Raw genomic sequence first — 15,636 nt, 5'->3', positions numbered from 1 at the left:
AATAAGTTGATAATCTGTATCTTTATAAGGAGCTTATTTATTTCTGAACGTCTTGCTGACGGTTGGTATCCCACCATACATGTACGGTAGATCCGTCTCCCTGATTCTGGTTCAGAGAAGAGCTTGTCGCATTTTCACTGTTTTCACGTCGTTCATCGTCGGTGTATCTTAATTTACGAATGAATTCATGATTGGCAGGGTTGATGTTGGCATCTTCACTGTGAAGAACAGGAGAAAGCTTCGGGTATCCTGTTCTACGACATTCAGCCCATGCTTCTATACCATTGGGATAAAGAGCCAGCCATTTCTGAGTAGCAATCTTTTCCAATTTTTGTTCTTGAGAATCATTTTCGTTCCATGCAACTTTACCAGTTGTCATATAGGTTTCATCGTTGTTCGTAGGAGAAAGAGATGCATCGTTCAGGAATGAACGCTCATCTGCGAGGGAAGCCTTGATGCCTTCCTTGTAATTTTCTCCAGCATCACCGGCTCCGTTCCATCCCAGCAGAGCTGCCTCAGCTTTTAACAAACATACTTCTCCATAAGTCATAATCTTTAATGGAAGAGTAACTGTGATGTTCAGTACATCTTCCGAAGGAGCTGTCTGTGAGTTCCAGTCCGGATAGGCTTGCAATCCCAGACATACAGAATGTTTTCTTACGTTATTTTCTGGCAATCCTATTTCGGTAGCGTTCATTCCATTGGGCAGACCTGAGAACTGATCTCCGTTGTATGTATCATCTCCGTTTCTCTTTGCTGCTACGTAGTCTTGCGTTTGTCCAAACCAGAGAGTCATACGTGGATCTGCTACAGTACTTTCGTTTTTCAGAATATTCTCCATGGTCTTACTCATGCAGAACCCGTTCCATAAGCTCATCATGTACAAGGGGTGTCCCCATCCCCAGTCACCAGTAGCAGAAGCAGTCATATAAGCATTGTCTTCATTGCTGGTCATTACTCCACTTGCCAGGGCCGCTTCACCTTCTTCTTTTGCACGTGCCGGATCGATGTATGAGATTCTCAATGCGTAACGCAATCTCAGTGAGTTACCGAAACGAATCCATTTTTGTATATCTCCACCAAATACAAGGTCATTGTCTGAGGTACAGGTGGTCTGACCTTCCCGGTTCTCTTTTAAGATATTTACGGCGTCTGTCAGTTCTTTGAAGATATCTTCATAAATGGACTCCTGTGAATCGTATTTATTCTTTGTTTCTCCTAACCCGGCTTCAGAATATGGAATATCTCCAAAAGTATCTGTCATACCTGCTGTATTATAAGCTTGTGTAATACGGATCATCTGGCAGATATTGGCCTCTTCCGGCTTGTCTGTTGCCGTTTGTTTGGCCACCTTCATGTGTTTCAGTGTTTTGTAATAGGGTTGCCAGAAACCTTCGTTCGACCATGAGTCATTATATCCATAACGATCGGATGCAAAGCCGGCATCGGCATTGGCGAAGTACTGGCAGTACATCTGGGCATACAGATTGTCGGCTCTTTGGTAAGGAGTACAATCAAGATGGGCACCTACTTCCTGTACATACGGTAAGATATATTTTAAACTTGCCTCGCTAACAGCTCCAGGATTGGTATTCATGGATTCAAACTTATCTGTACAGCTACTGAACAGCTCCATGCCAACCAAGAATAAACTAGATAATATTAAAGATTGTTTCATAGCTCAAAATTTAGAATTTAACATTTAAGGAGAATCCGAAACTTCTGGTCGGAGGCATTGAACCGTATTCGAATGCCTGTGCATAATCGGCGCTTGATATAGCTGATTCAGGATCTACCGGAGCATCTTTATAGAAGTAGAACAAATCACGTCCTACAGCAGAAATCTTTACAGCTTGCAGCTTAATAGGTTTGAGCCATGAAGACGGCAGATTCCATCCGATAGATAATTCTCGCATTTTTACATAAGTTCCTTTGTACATAAATTCTTCGGCAACACCACTTGAGCTACCTATTTTAGTATAGAACTCTTGTGCGGTAACAGGAATGGTGTTGACTTCGCCTGTCGATGCAAGGAATCCGTCTACTATCATTTCATCACGTCCTTCCAGTGTACGAGCTGATGTTCCGGCTGAACATGCATTGGCATCAGTCATTGAGATAAAGTCGCCGCCATAGCGTACATCAATCAGGGCATTAAGAGAAAGATTCTTCCATTGCAATCCTGTTCCGATAGAACCTGTCCACTTCGGCAGCATGTTACCAATGACTTTATCTGTTTCAGTAAGAGGCAGTCCGTCGTCACCTATCAGGATATTTCCATTAGCATCTCTCTGATAAGCATTGGTTGCAACAATATCACCGTATTTTCCACCTTCGTTGACAACTACGGATGCGATGCTGGTGCTGCCTAATGTATAACGTTTGACACCTCCACCCAGTTCTATACAATCTGTACGGTTCGATCCCCAGTTCAAGGTGATGTCCCATTTCCAGTCTTTTGTCAAAATCGGTGTACCGGTTACAGTCAGTTCGTAACCTTTACTGCGAATCTTACCTGCATTAATCAATTTACTGGTATATCCTGATGGAACCGGAGTATTGATTGCAAGAATCTGATCGGTCGTTGCACTTTGATAATAGGTGAAGTCAATGCCTAATCTATTCTGGAACATACGCCATTCCAATCCAGCTTCGTAAGAATTGGTACTTTCTGGCTTTAAATCACTCAATGGAAGTTCGTCCGGTAACTGCATTTCAAGAATGGTTCCTCCGTTTACCAGACTTCCATATTTACTATATGCATAGGCCAGTTTGTACGGGTCTGTATCGTTTCCGACTTTTGCCCAAGATGCTCTTACCTTCAGATAGTCAATCCAGTCGGGCATTTTTAGCATTTCGGAAATGATGCCACTTAAACTAACGGATGGATAGAAGTAAGATCTGTTTTCTTTAGGTAAAGTTGAAGACCAGTCGTTTCGTCCGGTAACATCCAGATATAACATATTTTTCCAACTGAAAGAAGCATTGCCAAATACAGACTGGATTTCTTTTTTATAGAATGATTCGGAAGCTTCTCGTTTGTCGCCGTTACCCATCCAGATGAAGTCAGTTATCTGGAAAGTACCAGCATCGCCTGCAAGGCCTTCATACGATTGGTTTTCGACAGAAGTACCGAGATTGGCTGTTACACCGAAATCTCCGAATGTCTTGTTGAAGTTCAATATTAAATCGGCAGTGAAGTCTTTATGAGAAGTTTCACTATGAACATATTGTGAAGCTGTTGATCCATCAGACTGATGAATAGCATATTTCCGGTACTGATCGTTGTACCAGTCTACACCTACTCGTCCTGTCAAGTTCAGGTAACTGGTCAGTTTTAACGATGCCTTGATTTGTCCTAAGAAACGGTTTCTTGTATTTTTATTTCCGTTGTCGGGCAATATCATTCCATAAGGGTTGGTATAGTTTTCTGCCGGACCCGTCCAGTTTTGTACTTGTCCGTTTGATTTAAACATATCGGTGCTAAGATCAGATAGACGAATACCACGTGGCATGGTGATGAACTGAGACATCAATCCATAACTACCTTGTGCTGGAGCGTTATTAGTCTTTTCTATCATGTAGTTGGCTTTTGCTCCGATGGTGAGAAAATCGTTCTTGAATTCAGTATTCAAGTCAAAGTATTGTCGGTTGATAGAATGGTTAGGTACGATACCATTGTTTCGGCTGTCTGTAAATGATAAACGTCCTGTAAGCTTGTCGCTTCCTGCTGATGCTGTTACAGTGTTCGAATATTGTACGCCGGTATCGTAGAATTCCTTAATGTAGTCATCTTGTGGAAGCAATGCATATTGACCATAGTCTGTATTGCCATAGATGACATTTTTCCAGTTGTCAACCAACTGACCTTCCATCTTTGGTCCCCAGCTTCCTTTGGCGGAAGTACTGAATACGCCGCTGGAACCTTGTCCATAAACGTTCTGATAATCGTATGGGTTATATACTTTGCTGAATTGGATATTACCGTTGTATTCTAATTGCAGAGGCTGTCCTTGCTTACCTTTCTTGGTTGTGATGATAATGGCTCCACTCTGTGCTCTGGAACCGTAAAGTGCTGCAGCATTAGCTCCTTTCAGGATAGAAATACTCTCAATATCTTCCGGATTAATTTGTGAAGCTGCGCTGGCAAGATCTGTACCTCCGTATTCATCTGCATCGCCGCTTGAATCGTCATTGATAGGAATTCCATCGATGACCCATAGAGGCTGGTTCTTTCCGCTTAATGAGTTCAGACCACGCATGATGATACGAGTTGATCCACCCATACCGGATCCTGACTGCGCTATTTGTACACCGGCAATCTTACCTTGCAACATGTTGCTGAGGCTGATAGATTTGTTTTCTGTCAGGTTGTCGGTTTTAACTTCCTGCATAGCATATCCTAATGCTTTTTTCTCTCGTTTGATACCCAATGCGGTAACAACAACTTCGTTAAGTTGTTCCGACTCGACACTTAGTTGGACATTGAACTTTTTGTTATTTCCAATGGCTATTTCTTTTTCCTTATATCCGATGAAAGAAATTTGTAGGGTGTGCTGTCCGGCAGGAACTTGCAGCTCGAAGTTTCCATTCATATCAGAAATGGTTCCTATAGAAGTACCTTTGATAAGGATGTTCGCACCAGGAATACTGTTTCCTTGTTCATCAGTTATAGTACCCGATATCGTACGACCTTCTTGTTGTATGATTGATGATGCGACCGTTGAACTGGATGGAACATCATCGGCATAGACTGCGTTTTGGCAGGCTAAGGCAATGGTTACAAGAGATATCCTTGAAATCCATTTTTCACGTTTGAAATTTTTTCTCATAAGAATGTGTTTTAAGGGTTAAGGTAAAGATGGTTTATGTATTATAGCTTTTCCAATGTTTTCCAACATTGATACAATCCTCTTGGAACATGGAAACATCCTTTCCATTTACCTCCTTTTAGGGGAAGTAAAACTTCACCTCTCCGATTCAGGTAACCGAACCATTCAGGGTATTCAGGGTCTTTAAAATGACTCCAGGTGTATTGATGTACTTTTTCAAATACCTCCAAGCAGCGACTGTCTTTGGTTAGTTGGTAACCTTTGATCATAGCAATCAGTGTTTCAATATGGACCCACCATAATTTTTGGTCCCATTCGAGTTGCTGAGGTGGAAAACCTTTGCGATCCATGAAATAATAAATACCACCAAATTCTTTATCCCAGCCATAGTCGAACATGTTCAATGCTGTGTCTTTGGCTTTTTTTATCAGATCTGGACGGTTTAGGCGTTCTCCTAAATCCATGATGAACCACATTGCTTCAATGGCATGTCCTGGGGTAATTTGTCGTCCTTCAAAACAATCGGCCAACGTTCCATCACTATTTACATTCTCTACGATGATTCCTCCTAATTCCGGACGATAAAAAACATCCATTACTTCGTGGATGCACGTGTCTATTGTACTTTGCAGATAATCTTTGTCGAGTAAATGTTCTATTTCTAAGGCCAGATTGCAAAGAATCATGGGAAGAGCAAAATTCTTCAGATCGCGTGTACCGGGGTGAAGTTTGTTCCATTTACCTTTAGGATTGTCTGTCTTAGAAAGAATAATGTCGAATGTTTTTTTTGCAATATCGGCATATTCTTCACGGCCGGTAGCCAGACTTAACTGTCCGAAAGCCATAGTTGCGAATGTGTACGAGAAAATATTATATGGCTCTACCAAGGGCTGTCCCTGTCTGTTCAGTGAGAAGTACCAGTTATAATTACCGTCGTGTCCATACTTCTTTAAAAATTCTCCACCTTGGATGGCACAATCCAGCCATTCTTGATTTTTCTCCAATTTATTATATAACATGGAAAACATCCAGACTTCTCTGCCTTGTAGCCAGATGAATTTGTCGGTGTCGAACACTTTTCCTGTTCGGTCCAGACAAGTAAAGTAACCACCGCATTCTTTGTCCTGAGAATGTTGAATCCAAAAAGGAAGTACATTGGTCAGTAGTTCTTCCTTATACTGTTTTTTTAGTTGTTCTAAATCGGCCATAGTAATTTATTTATCGATTTAATTAGATTAATAAATTTAGAGTACTCGTATGTCGCAAATATATAAAATAATTTATTTAATATGCTTTCGGAATAGGTAATTATTTTATTTTTATTTAAAACTTTCTTTTTTATATGTATATGGTAACTTTTGGTGTTATTATGAAAGTATATTTGTGTGTTTTGTTTTAAAATGGAACTTTTTATATTGTTTTATAAACTTTAAGTAGGAAAAAGGCGATAATAGTTGCCTGTGCAGAAGAAAATAAAGTAGATTTTTCTTCTGACAGGCTTTGATAAATATATGGAGTCGAGTTTAGTTTACTGATAGTTCATCTACAAAGATGAAGGCTGGTATGGCCGGAAATCCGCTCCATGCCGGCATTTGTTTTTCTGATATGGCAGAAATTCTGACATATCGAGCTGGTTGGGACGGAAAGGTTAATGTATGTTGTTTTACTACTTTTTGATGTTCTGTTGGGATGGGGCAGGTTTCGGATGCTATTTTTCGATAGTTCTTTCCGTCGGTTGACACCTCGACACTGATTTCTCGAGCATCGAATACTCCATCGCCTGTAGCTATGCATGTGTGAAGTGATATTGTTGTGATTGGTGTTTTCTCCTTTAAGTCTATAGTAGCAATCATATCTTTTCCGTTACTGAATCCCAGCCATTTCCCGCTTCCGAAAGTTGCATTTCCGCTGATTCCGTCTACCAGTGTACCGCAACCTTGTCCATTGTATTTGTCATCGGCCGGATAGCGTAATGTAATGGGTTTGTTGGTTGCTTTATTGAAGTAAAGAGGCTGTTTGTAAATTTCACTGTTTCCTTCTGGCCGGATGGCAATGGCTTGTAAAGTGGAAGTCTTGTTTATTTGTATGGCTTGTTGATATACAGGTGATTGGCTCGTTGGCATACTTCCGTCAAGGGTGTAGTGTATCGGAGCATTTCCTAAAGTGGATAAGGCAACTTCCGTACATCCGGTCTTAAAATTAGAAATGTATGTAGCATCTACGTTTAATACGTGTTTGGCATAATTATATTTTTCCAGTTGATATTGTTTTAACATACCTCCCAGGCGATTGAGAAATTCATTATAATCTTTTTGTTCCGGATTACTCCATTGAACTTCGGCCAATGCTGCCCATCGGGGGAGTACCATATATTGAACATGTGAAAAATCGGGAATATATTCGGTCCAAAGGTTGGATTGTACTCCTAATATATGCTTTTTTTGAGTTTTTGTCAGTTGATCTGGCAAAGGATCGTAGTTGTATACTTTCTCGACAGGGATGTATCCTCCTATTGCCAGGGGCTCTTTTTCTGTGTCCAGTGCCTGATAGAAATCAAAATACATAACGGTATTAGGTGTCATAATAACATCATGTCCTTGCTGGGCTGCATTTACTCCAGCAGCTTCTCCACGCCAAGACATGACAGTTACTTGAGAATCCGCATCTCCTTCCAGTATTTCATCCCATCCGATAGTCTTTCTGCCTTTTTTCTTAAGATATTCGGTTACATGTTTCATAATGAAACTTTGCAGATATTGCTCTTTTGTATATTTTGAATCCGACTTGATGTCTTGCTTTTTTATGAAAGCCTGACATTTGGGGCAATGTTCCCATTGCGTTTTGGGGCATTCGTCTCCTCCTATATGTATATATTGTGAAGGAAATAGTTGGGTAATTTCATCAAATACATCATCTAAAAACTGAAATGTTTTCGAGCTTCCTGCGCAGAGAACATTTTCCGAAATTCCCCATTTGGTCCATACTTCATAAGGACCTCCCGTGCAGCCTAATTCCGGATATGATGCTAAAGCTGCTTGCATGTGTCCCGGAAGATCAATTTCCGGAATAATGGTGATGTGATTTTTAGCCGCATAGTTGACTATGTCTTTTATTTGTTCTTGGGTGTAAAAGCCTTTATAAGGCTTTCCGTCGTATTTTTCCGGACGGTCGTTAAGATGTCCGGTCAAAGTTTCTTTTCTTTTTGAACCGATTTGTGTCAAGCGAGGATATTTCTTGATTTCGATACGCCATCCTTGATCGTCGGTAAGGTGCCAGTGCATAGTATTCATGTTGTGCAGGGCCATCATATCTATATATGTCTTGACTTCGTTTACATTGAAGAAATGTCGGCTGACATCGAGGTGTGCACCGCGGTATGGAAAGTAGGGGAAATCGCTGATATGCACTACTGGGAGTATAATGTTTTCGCCTCCTTGTGCTATGGGTAATGATTTTCTTAAGGTTTGTATGCCATAAAAGACACCAGCTTCGCTATTTCCGTTGATGATGACGTGGCGTGAATTTACATCCAACTGGTATCCTTCTGGATTGATTCCTTTCGGAAGTATTTGAAGGATAATTGCATTAGTGGTGTCAGTACTGGTATTTATAGCTATTTCCTTGTGGGTTTTGGTCTTTATATACTGAGCCAAGAGTTGTGCGTAATCTTGAAGCCTTTTATCTTCGGCTGGATATAAAATTTGTGTCTGACTATTAAGGGTGAAAGGAGTCTTGTCGGCTGACAATTGGATTTGCTGAGGAAGCGGAATGATTTGATAATCGGCTTGTATACTTTCTTTTTGACAGGATAAAAGCGTAAACAAGAGTGGTATCAGGTAAAGAGCGGAAAGCATGAGCCTTTTCATAATATAATAAGTTAGATTAGTTAATAAAATTAATTATTAAGTTGTGCAAATATATAATTTATTTTTCTTAATGTATCAAAGGAATTATAGTTTAATCTTTTTTATACGTTAATTTATACATACAGGTTTCTTATGGATTTAGTAGACTATGGTTTTATTGAAAAGTAGACAGATTTATTAGGGTTGGAGAGGCCTTTATTAAAAATATTATTATATTTGGAGAGAGAAAAAATTAAGAAGAATATATGACTCGAAAGTTGTTGGAAGAAATAGAAAGGGGATCGAAGAACGCCTTGACCAAAAAACGGATTATTACCTATTATATGTATAACCGTTCGTCTACAATACCGGATTTGTCGAAAGAACTTGATTTAAGTGTACCTACCGTTACAAAATTTATAATGGAGATGTGTGATGAAGGGTATATCATGAGTTACGGTAAACAAGAAACGAGTGAAGGACGTCCTCCAACCTTATATGGTTTAACCTTAGATTCGGGTTATTTTATTGGGGTAGATATTAAAAAGTTTAGTCTGAATATCGGACTAATGAATTTTATAGGAGATTTTGTTGACCTGAAGATGGGAATACCTTATGAAGCAGAAAATAGTCCAGAAGGATTGAACAGACTGTGTGGGTATATTACTGAATTCATATCCCAAGCTAATATTGATAAGGAGAAGATTTTAAATATATGCGTTAATATATCCGGTAGAGTAAATCCTGAATTAGGATACAGTTTCAGTCTGTTTAATTTTGAGGAACGGCCGCTTGCTGAGGTAATGACCGAAAAAATTGGCTATAAGGTAACGATTGATAACGATACCCGTGCCATGACGTATGGAGAAATGGTCAAAGGATTAGTAAAGGGAGAGAAGAATATTATTTTTATTAATCTGAGTTGGGGGCTTGGAGCAGGATTAATAATAAACGGAGATATCTTTACGGGAAAGTCTGGTTTTTCTGGAGAGTTCGGACATTTTAGTGTTTTCGATAATGAAATACTCTGCCATTGTGGGAAGCGAGGCTGTTTGGAAACTGAGGTGTCTGGTGCTGCCCTGCATCGTAAACTGATACAATGTGTTCAGGATGGTAAGCAGTCTATTCTTTCCAAGCGTATCTTGCAGGGAGATACTCCTCTTACTTTAGATGAAATAATTTCCGCAACCAATCGGGAAGATTTGCTTTGCATTGAACTGGTTGAAGAAATAGGGCAGAAGCTGGGACGTTACCTGGCAGGATTAATTAATCTACTGAATCCAGAATTGGTTATCATTGGAGGTGCTTTGGCACAGACAGGTGATTATATTCTGCAACCAATAAAGAGCGCAGTCCGTAAATATTCGTTGAATCTGGTTAATAAGGATTCAGTTATAGCCTTGTCTAAGCTGTTGGATAAGGCGGGAGTTATAGGAGCTTGCATGTTGTCTCGCAGAAGCATGTTTGAATCGTAAATTCAAAAAAGAGGCAGGAATGCGTTTACTCTTTTTGCGATTGGGCGTATTCCTGCTTCTTGTATAGAAGATAGGCAATTTTGTATATCTCTATGTCTTTCTTGTTTATTTTATTTCCGAAAAACTTTCTGGATGTTCTTCTGTCGGATGTCTGAAAATCTTATATCCGATAGCTGCAACGATAATGCTCATAATGGGACTGATGATATTGAAAAAGCAATATGGCAGATAGGTCAGAGTGGGAACATTCAGGATAGTTGCCTGCGTCATACCACACGAATTCCACGGAATCAATACAGAAGTCACCGTTACCGAGTCTTCAGTCGTACGGCTTAATAGCCGGCTTTCATATCCTTGTGATTTATAAATACTACCAAACATGCTACCTGTCAGGATAATACTTATATACTGGTCTGCAGTAGTCAGGTTCATGAACAGTCCGGAACATACTGTCGACGAAACCAGACTGAAACGATTTTTCATGAAGCGTACAAATACGGAGGTAATACTTCCCAGCATACCACTTGCCGTCATGGCTCCTCCGAAGCACATTGCACACAATATCAACCAGATAGTATTGGTCATGCCTGCCATACCTCGTGTTGCGACAAGCTCTGTCAGAGCAGCATTGTCTGTCTGGAGGTTCGTGCTTCCGTAACAGGTTATCATGACTCCCTTAAACAGATTCTGTTCTCCAGCTATTTCATTCAGCAGGTGAGGCTGGAAGATAATGGCTGCTACACATGCAAGAAAGGTAGAAATAGCAAGAGTTATAATAGAAGGAACTTTGCGCGCTATCAGAATACCGGTTACTACAGGAACAATCAGAAGCCAGGGAGTAATATTAAACTTGTCTGCCAGACTTGTTGCTACTTCAGTCATGTGCTCCATGTTGTGAGTACTATGTGTGAATCCCATGATGGTAAACAGAATCAGTGTGATAACCAATGAGGGAATTGTAGTGATGAGCATGTAGCGGATGTGACGGAATAACGGAGTTTCTGTGATAGAAGAGGCCAGAACCGTTGTTTCCGACAGCGGAGAAATCTTGTCGCCGAAGTAAGCCCCTGAGATGATAGCTCCGGCTATCCAGCCTTCGTGAAATCCTTGTGCTTTACCTATGCCTAAAAGAGCAATACCAATGGTGGCAATTGTTGTCCACGAACTGCCGGTCATGACCGATATCAGCACGCAGATGATGCAAGTAGAAGTCAGAAAAAATGTCGGATGAATAATTTGCATGCCGTAATAGATAAGTGTAGGTACGATACCGCTAATCATCCATGTGCCGCTCAGTGCGCCAATGATGAGCAGGATGATGACGGCCGTGGCTACACCGCTGATGTTATTGGTAATGGCCAGTTCATAATCTTTCCATGGAATACGATAAAAAGCCATTCCTATAAATATACAAACCGCTGTAGTTACCAGCAGAGAAATTTGGCTTCCGCCGTTCAGTGAGTCGCTTCCGAAAGTACTGATGGTCGCAACCAACATACATATCAGAATGATAATCGGAAGGAAAGATACCAATGGAGAGGGAAATCTTCTTGTTGAATTCATTATATCATATTTATTTGCGGGCGCAAAGATATAATATTTCTGTTTAAATATGCATTTCTAATCGAAAAAACATGCAAAATTGAGTAGGAAATGCATGAATATGTATATAAAAAACACAGACTTTACGTAAATAACGGTCTGTTTCTGCCTACATAAAGTAGAGAGAAATGGCACATACGTAAAGTCTGTGTTGTCAGGTTAAAGTTTGTATCCCCACTGATCGAGTGCGAACGACCAGTTCTTTTCTACCAGTTCAACGGTTTCAGGCTTGTACTGATATTGGTTTTTCTTATAACCTTTCTTTTTGTTTACATAAGCTTCTATCGCAGAACGAGCTTCGTCAAATCCCGGAATAGAAAGCTTCTGATAAATTTCTTGTGTCAGGTCGAAGGCATTCTTTTCGTAGTCTTCGAATTTTACTTCTACCAAATTACCTTCAGGGATGAACTTCTTGTCGGCTTCATACTTATGATACAGTTTAGCATATATTGAAAGTATGTTTTCCTGCAATTGCTCATTGCTGATATCCTGTAACTTTAACGGCTGTATGGTATTGGTAAAGAAGCTTCGTGTTGATTCGAACACTGTATACGGGTTACGCATCAGGTAAATGAACTTAGCATTCGGGAACATCTTTACCAGTTCTTTTACACGTCCGGTATGTGGAGGGTTCTTGCTCAGGAACTGAGTTCCGTGGGTATTCCACAACGAAATCTTGATCAGTTTGGTAAATGTTTCTTCGAACACTTTCAGCTCTTCATCACTGATATCGTCGAATAGCAAGTATTTGTCGGCATACTCCTGCATGTGCTTCGGCAGGAACCAGAAATTATAGTAAGTGTACGGCATCATGTTTGCCAGTGCAAATTCTTCTTCCTGCGGTAAATCGACGGCCAGTTCCATATTGTCTGTCGGACGTTTGTCGGGCATCAGCCAGCTCATGTTCTTTTTAAAGAACGGCTGTCCCCACATCATCAGGTGTGGAAATACCGTCTGGTATGTAGTGTTATAACCAAAATGCTTGTCGCATGAAAAGACATTGTGCATAAAAGTAGTTCCGCTTCTCCAGTGTCCCAAAATAAATACCGGGTCATGTTCCAGCGGTTGGTTGGCAAGCAATTTTTCGTAGCGCTTGTCTTGCAGCGGCTTCAAGGTCGATAACAGGCGACATACCGCCTTGGTAAGCCGGTATTTTCCTTTATATGTCTGGTCAATCGTTCTGCCTTCCGTAATCTGGTTGAATGTTTTCCAGTCTGCACCTACCAGAGTATTGATCGGCAATTTACTGAATTCGAGTAATCCCATTTTATGAATTTAAGTTGATACTTATTTTAAACTTACTTTTTTACTTCGATGGCGATGCCCTGTCTGGACAGTTCTTTCACAGCCTTGTCTATTGCTTCATAATGTTCCGGAGCAATACCCAGTTTAGGCAAGTTAAGTACCGGCAGTTCCATCGTGTTGTGCATATCCTTATCTTCCACGCGGTTCAGAATCATACCTACGGCACTGGTGTTGTTGGTAATCGGGTCTATCAGGATGAACGAGCCGGTCGCCTTGTTCTTGGTATACGGGTCGAAGAACAATTCCTTGGAAGATGTCAATACTACGCGGGCTATCTGGTTCAGCTGCATCGGTACATCTTCTTTTTTCAGACGTCCGTTTTCTACGCTCAGGTGTTCCATCGTATTGATATCTACCTTATATTTAATGCTGTCTACACGGGTACGGCTGGTGTTGGTAGTTTGTTTCAGGAAAAATGATTTTTCCATGTCCATCTTTTCTTCGTCCATCCATACCAGCATGGCTTCGAAGTTGCGTCCAATCATTGGTACGTTGTCTGGGTGAACCAGCATTTCGCCGCGTGAAACATCAATTTCATCTTCCAGAGTCAGGGTAACTGACATGGGAGGGAAAGCATAATCCAATTCACCGTCGTAAGTAACGATACTCTTAACGTGCGACTTCTTTCCCGAAGGAAGAGCCATTACTTCATCTCCTTTGTGTACGACTCCCGAAGCAACCTTGGCACAGAATCCGCGGAAGTCGAGGTTCGGACGAAGAACATATTGTACAGGATAACGGAAGTCCGTCAGGTTATGGTCGTTTCCGATGTGTACGGTTTCGAGGAATTCCAGCAATGAAGGACCGCTGTACCACGGAGTACGATCGGATTTTTCTACCACATTGTCACCGTCGAGTGCCGACAATGGAATACAGTTTACATCGGGTACTCCCAGTGGATCGATGAATGCCTTGTAGTCGGCAACAATCTTGTCGAATACTTCTTTCGAGAAATCTACCAGGTCCATCTTGTTGACTGCAAGAACTACATGCTTGATTCCCAACAGAGAAACCAGGTAAGTGTGACGACGAGTCTGCGTGATGACTCCTGTACGGGCGTCGACAAGAATAATGGCAAGGTTAGCTGTCGACCCACCTGTAATCATGTTACGCGTATACTGTTCGTGTCCCGGAGTGTCAGCAATGATAAATTTACGGTTATTGGTAGAGAAATAACGGTAAGCCACATCGATGGTGATCCCCTGCTCGCGTTCTGCTTTCAGTCCGTCCAGCAGCAAGGCATAGTCGATATGTTCTCCCGCATTACCCATTCGTTTGCTGTCACGTTCCAAAGCATCGAGCTGATCCTCGTATAATTTTTTACTATCAAAAAGAAGGCGTCCGATAAGTGTAGACTTTCCATCGTCTACCGAACCAGCCGTAAGGAAACGGAGCAAGTCTTTCTGCTCATCCTTTTTCAGAAATTCTTCGATAGACATAGCCCCTCTGGCTTCGCCTTCCATGGGGTTTCCTGATTTATTTTTATCTAGTTCTTCCATGATCGTTTGTTTTGTTAGAAGTATCCTTCACGTTTTTTCTGTTCCATACTTGCTTCCTGATCGAAGTCGATGACACGGGTTGTACGTTCACTCTTGGTGGTAGTCATCATCTCTTCTACGATTTTTTCTATCGTATCGGCTTCACTTTCGATAGCTCCGGTGAGCGGCCAGCAGCCTAATGTACGGAAACGGATTTTTTTCATTTCTATCTTATCGCGGTATTTTTCCGGCAGACGGTCATCATCCGGCATAATCAGCTGTCCGTCGATATTGACAACCGGTCGTACTTTGGCAAAATACAAAGGAACGATAGGAATATTTTCCAGGCGAATATACTGCCAGATGTCCAGTTCTGTCCAGTTGCTCAAGGGGAATACACGGATACTTTCTCCTTTACGTATACGGGTATTGTATATATCCCAAAGTTCCGGACGCTGGTTTTTCGGGTCCCACTGGTGGAACTCATTACGGAATGAGAAGATACGTTCTTTCGCACGTGATTTTTCTTCATCACGACGGGCACCTCCGAAAGCGGCATCAAACTTATATTTGTCGAGTGCATGCAGCAAGGCCTGCGTTTTCATCAAGTCGGTATGTACTTTACTTCCGTGAGTAAACGGACCTACACCGGCGCGGAAAGCTTCCATATTGCTTTCTACAATCAGGTTCCAGCCATATTTCTTTGCATATTCGTCACGGAACTGAATCATTTCCTTAAATTTCCATTTAGAGTCGATGTGCATCAACGGGAATGGAACTTTGCCCGGAGCAAAGGCCTTTTCGGCAAGGCGTACCATAACTGAAGAGTCTTTTCCGATACTATACAACATGACCGGATTCTCAAATTCGGCAGCCACCTCACGGATTATATGGATAGACTCGGCTTCGAGTTCTTTCAGGTGGCTTAATTTATATTCTTCTTTCATATCTGAATTATGAATGTTTTATCAGGGTTACACAGACTGGTTTCCGCTTACTTGTTTTATAAGCTGCCAGTATGAATGGCAAATGGATATAAAATAGTATGAATCCCAAATAATCGCGCAAAAGTACTCATATTATTTCATAAACCAGTGGT

At 41.1% G+C, this 15,636-nt stretch carries 9 protein-coding genes; 1 reads left to right on the top strand and 8 read right to left on the bottom strand.

The genetic code is table 11. From position 1 onward, the window contains the following. Nucleotides 1-37: 37 nt before the first annotated feature. From WKT12_RS06370 to WKT12_RS06355, 4 genes are all read right to left on the bottom strand, one after another. Nucleotides 38-1,678 carry a SusD/RagB family nutrient-binding outer membrane lipoprotein gene (locus WKT12_RS06370; RefSeq protein WP_021970585.1) on the bottom strand — a complete coding sequence of 547 codons (1,641 nt, stop codon included), beginning with the start codon at nucleotides 1,676-1,678 and terminating at the stop codon, nucleotides 38-40. Between the two features lie 10 nt (nucleotides 1,679-1,688). Further along, nucleotides 1,689-4,832 (bottom strand): SusC/RagA family TonB-linked outer membrane protein, encoded by a 3,144-nt coding sequence (locus tag WKT12_RS06365; RefSeq protein WP_340319171.1) that lies wholly within the window; start codon nucleotides 4,830-4,832, stop codon nucleotides 1,689-1,691. A gap of 41 nt (nucleotides 4,833-4,873) precedes the next feature. After that, nucleotides 4,874-6,040 (bottom strand): AGE family epimerase/isomerase, encoded by a 1,167-nt coding sequence (locus WKT12_RS06360; RefSeq protein ID WP_021970587.1) that lies wholly within the window; start codon nucleotides 6,038-6,040, stop codon nucleotides 4,874-4,876. A gap of 315 nt (nucleotides 6,041-6,355) precedes the next feature. After that, complete coding sequence (locus tag WKT12_RS06355) at nucleotides 6,356-8,698, bottom strand: glycoside hydrolase family 20 protein (RefSeq protein WP_340319170.1); 2,343 nt, start codon at nucleotides 8,696-8,698, stop codon at nucleotides 6,356-6,358. Nucleotides 8,699-8,943: 245 nt separating this feature from the next. Here WKT12_RS06355 and WKT12_RS06350 point away from each other — a divergent pair, with 245 nt between their 5' ends. After that, the gene (locus WKT12_RS06350) at nucleotides 8,944-10,152 is read left to right on the top strand and encodes an ROK family transcriptional regulator (RefSeq protein WP_021970589.1); all 1,209 of its coding nucleotides are present in this window, start codon (nucleotides 8,944-8,946) and stop codon (nucleotides 10,150-10,152) included. Between the two features lie 105 nt (nucleotides 10,153-10,257). Here the strand turns inward: WKT12_RS06350 and WKT12_RS06345 are convergent, their stop codons facing one another. The 4 genes from WKT12_RS06345 to cysD form a co-directional block, all read right to left on the bottom strand. After that, nucleotides 10,258-11,715, bottom strand: a complete 1,458-nt coding sequence (locus WKT12_RS06345) for a Na+/H+ antiporter NhaC family protein (protein ID WP_021970590.1) — start codon at nucleotides 11,713-11,715, stop codon at nucleotides 10,258-10,260. Nucleotides 11,716-11,913: 198 nt separating this feature from the next. Continuing rightward, nucleotides 11,914-13,020, bottom strand: a complete 1,107-nt coding sequence (locus tag WKT12_RS06340) for a sulfotransferase family protein (RefSeq protein ID WP_340319169.1) — start codon at nucleotides 13,018-13,020, stop codon at nucleotides 11,914-11,916. A gap of 32 nt (nucleotides 13,021-13,052) precedes the next feature. Further along, nucleotides 13,053-14,558, bottom strand: coding sequence for a sulfate adenylyltransferase subunit CysN (gene cysN, locus WKT12_RS06335; RefSeq protein ID WP_418587173.1), 1,506 nt, complete (start codon nucleotides 14,556-14,558; stop codon nucleotides 13,053-13,055). 14 nt (nucleotides 14,559-14,572) lie between these two features. Further along, nucleotides 14,573-15,484: a sulfate adenylyltransferase subunit CysD gene (gene cysD, locus WKT12_RS06330; protein ID WP_340319168.1), complete on the bottom strand. Its 912-nt coding sequence runs from the start codon at nucleotides 15,482-15,484 to the stop codon at nucleotides 14,573-14,575. Nucleotides 15,485-15,636 lie beyond the last annotated feature (152 nt).

The organism is Phocaeicola sp. HCN-6420 (genome assembly GCF_037890145.1).
In the GTDB taxonomy this organism is placed as follows: Bacteria; Bacteroidota; Bacteroidia; order Bacteroidales; family Bacteroidaceae; genus Phocaeicola.
Note: the sequence above shows the minus strand (reverse complement) of the source record. Positions and strands in the feature narration are given on the sequence as shown.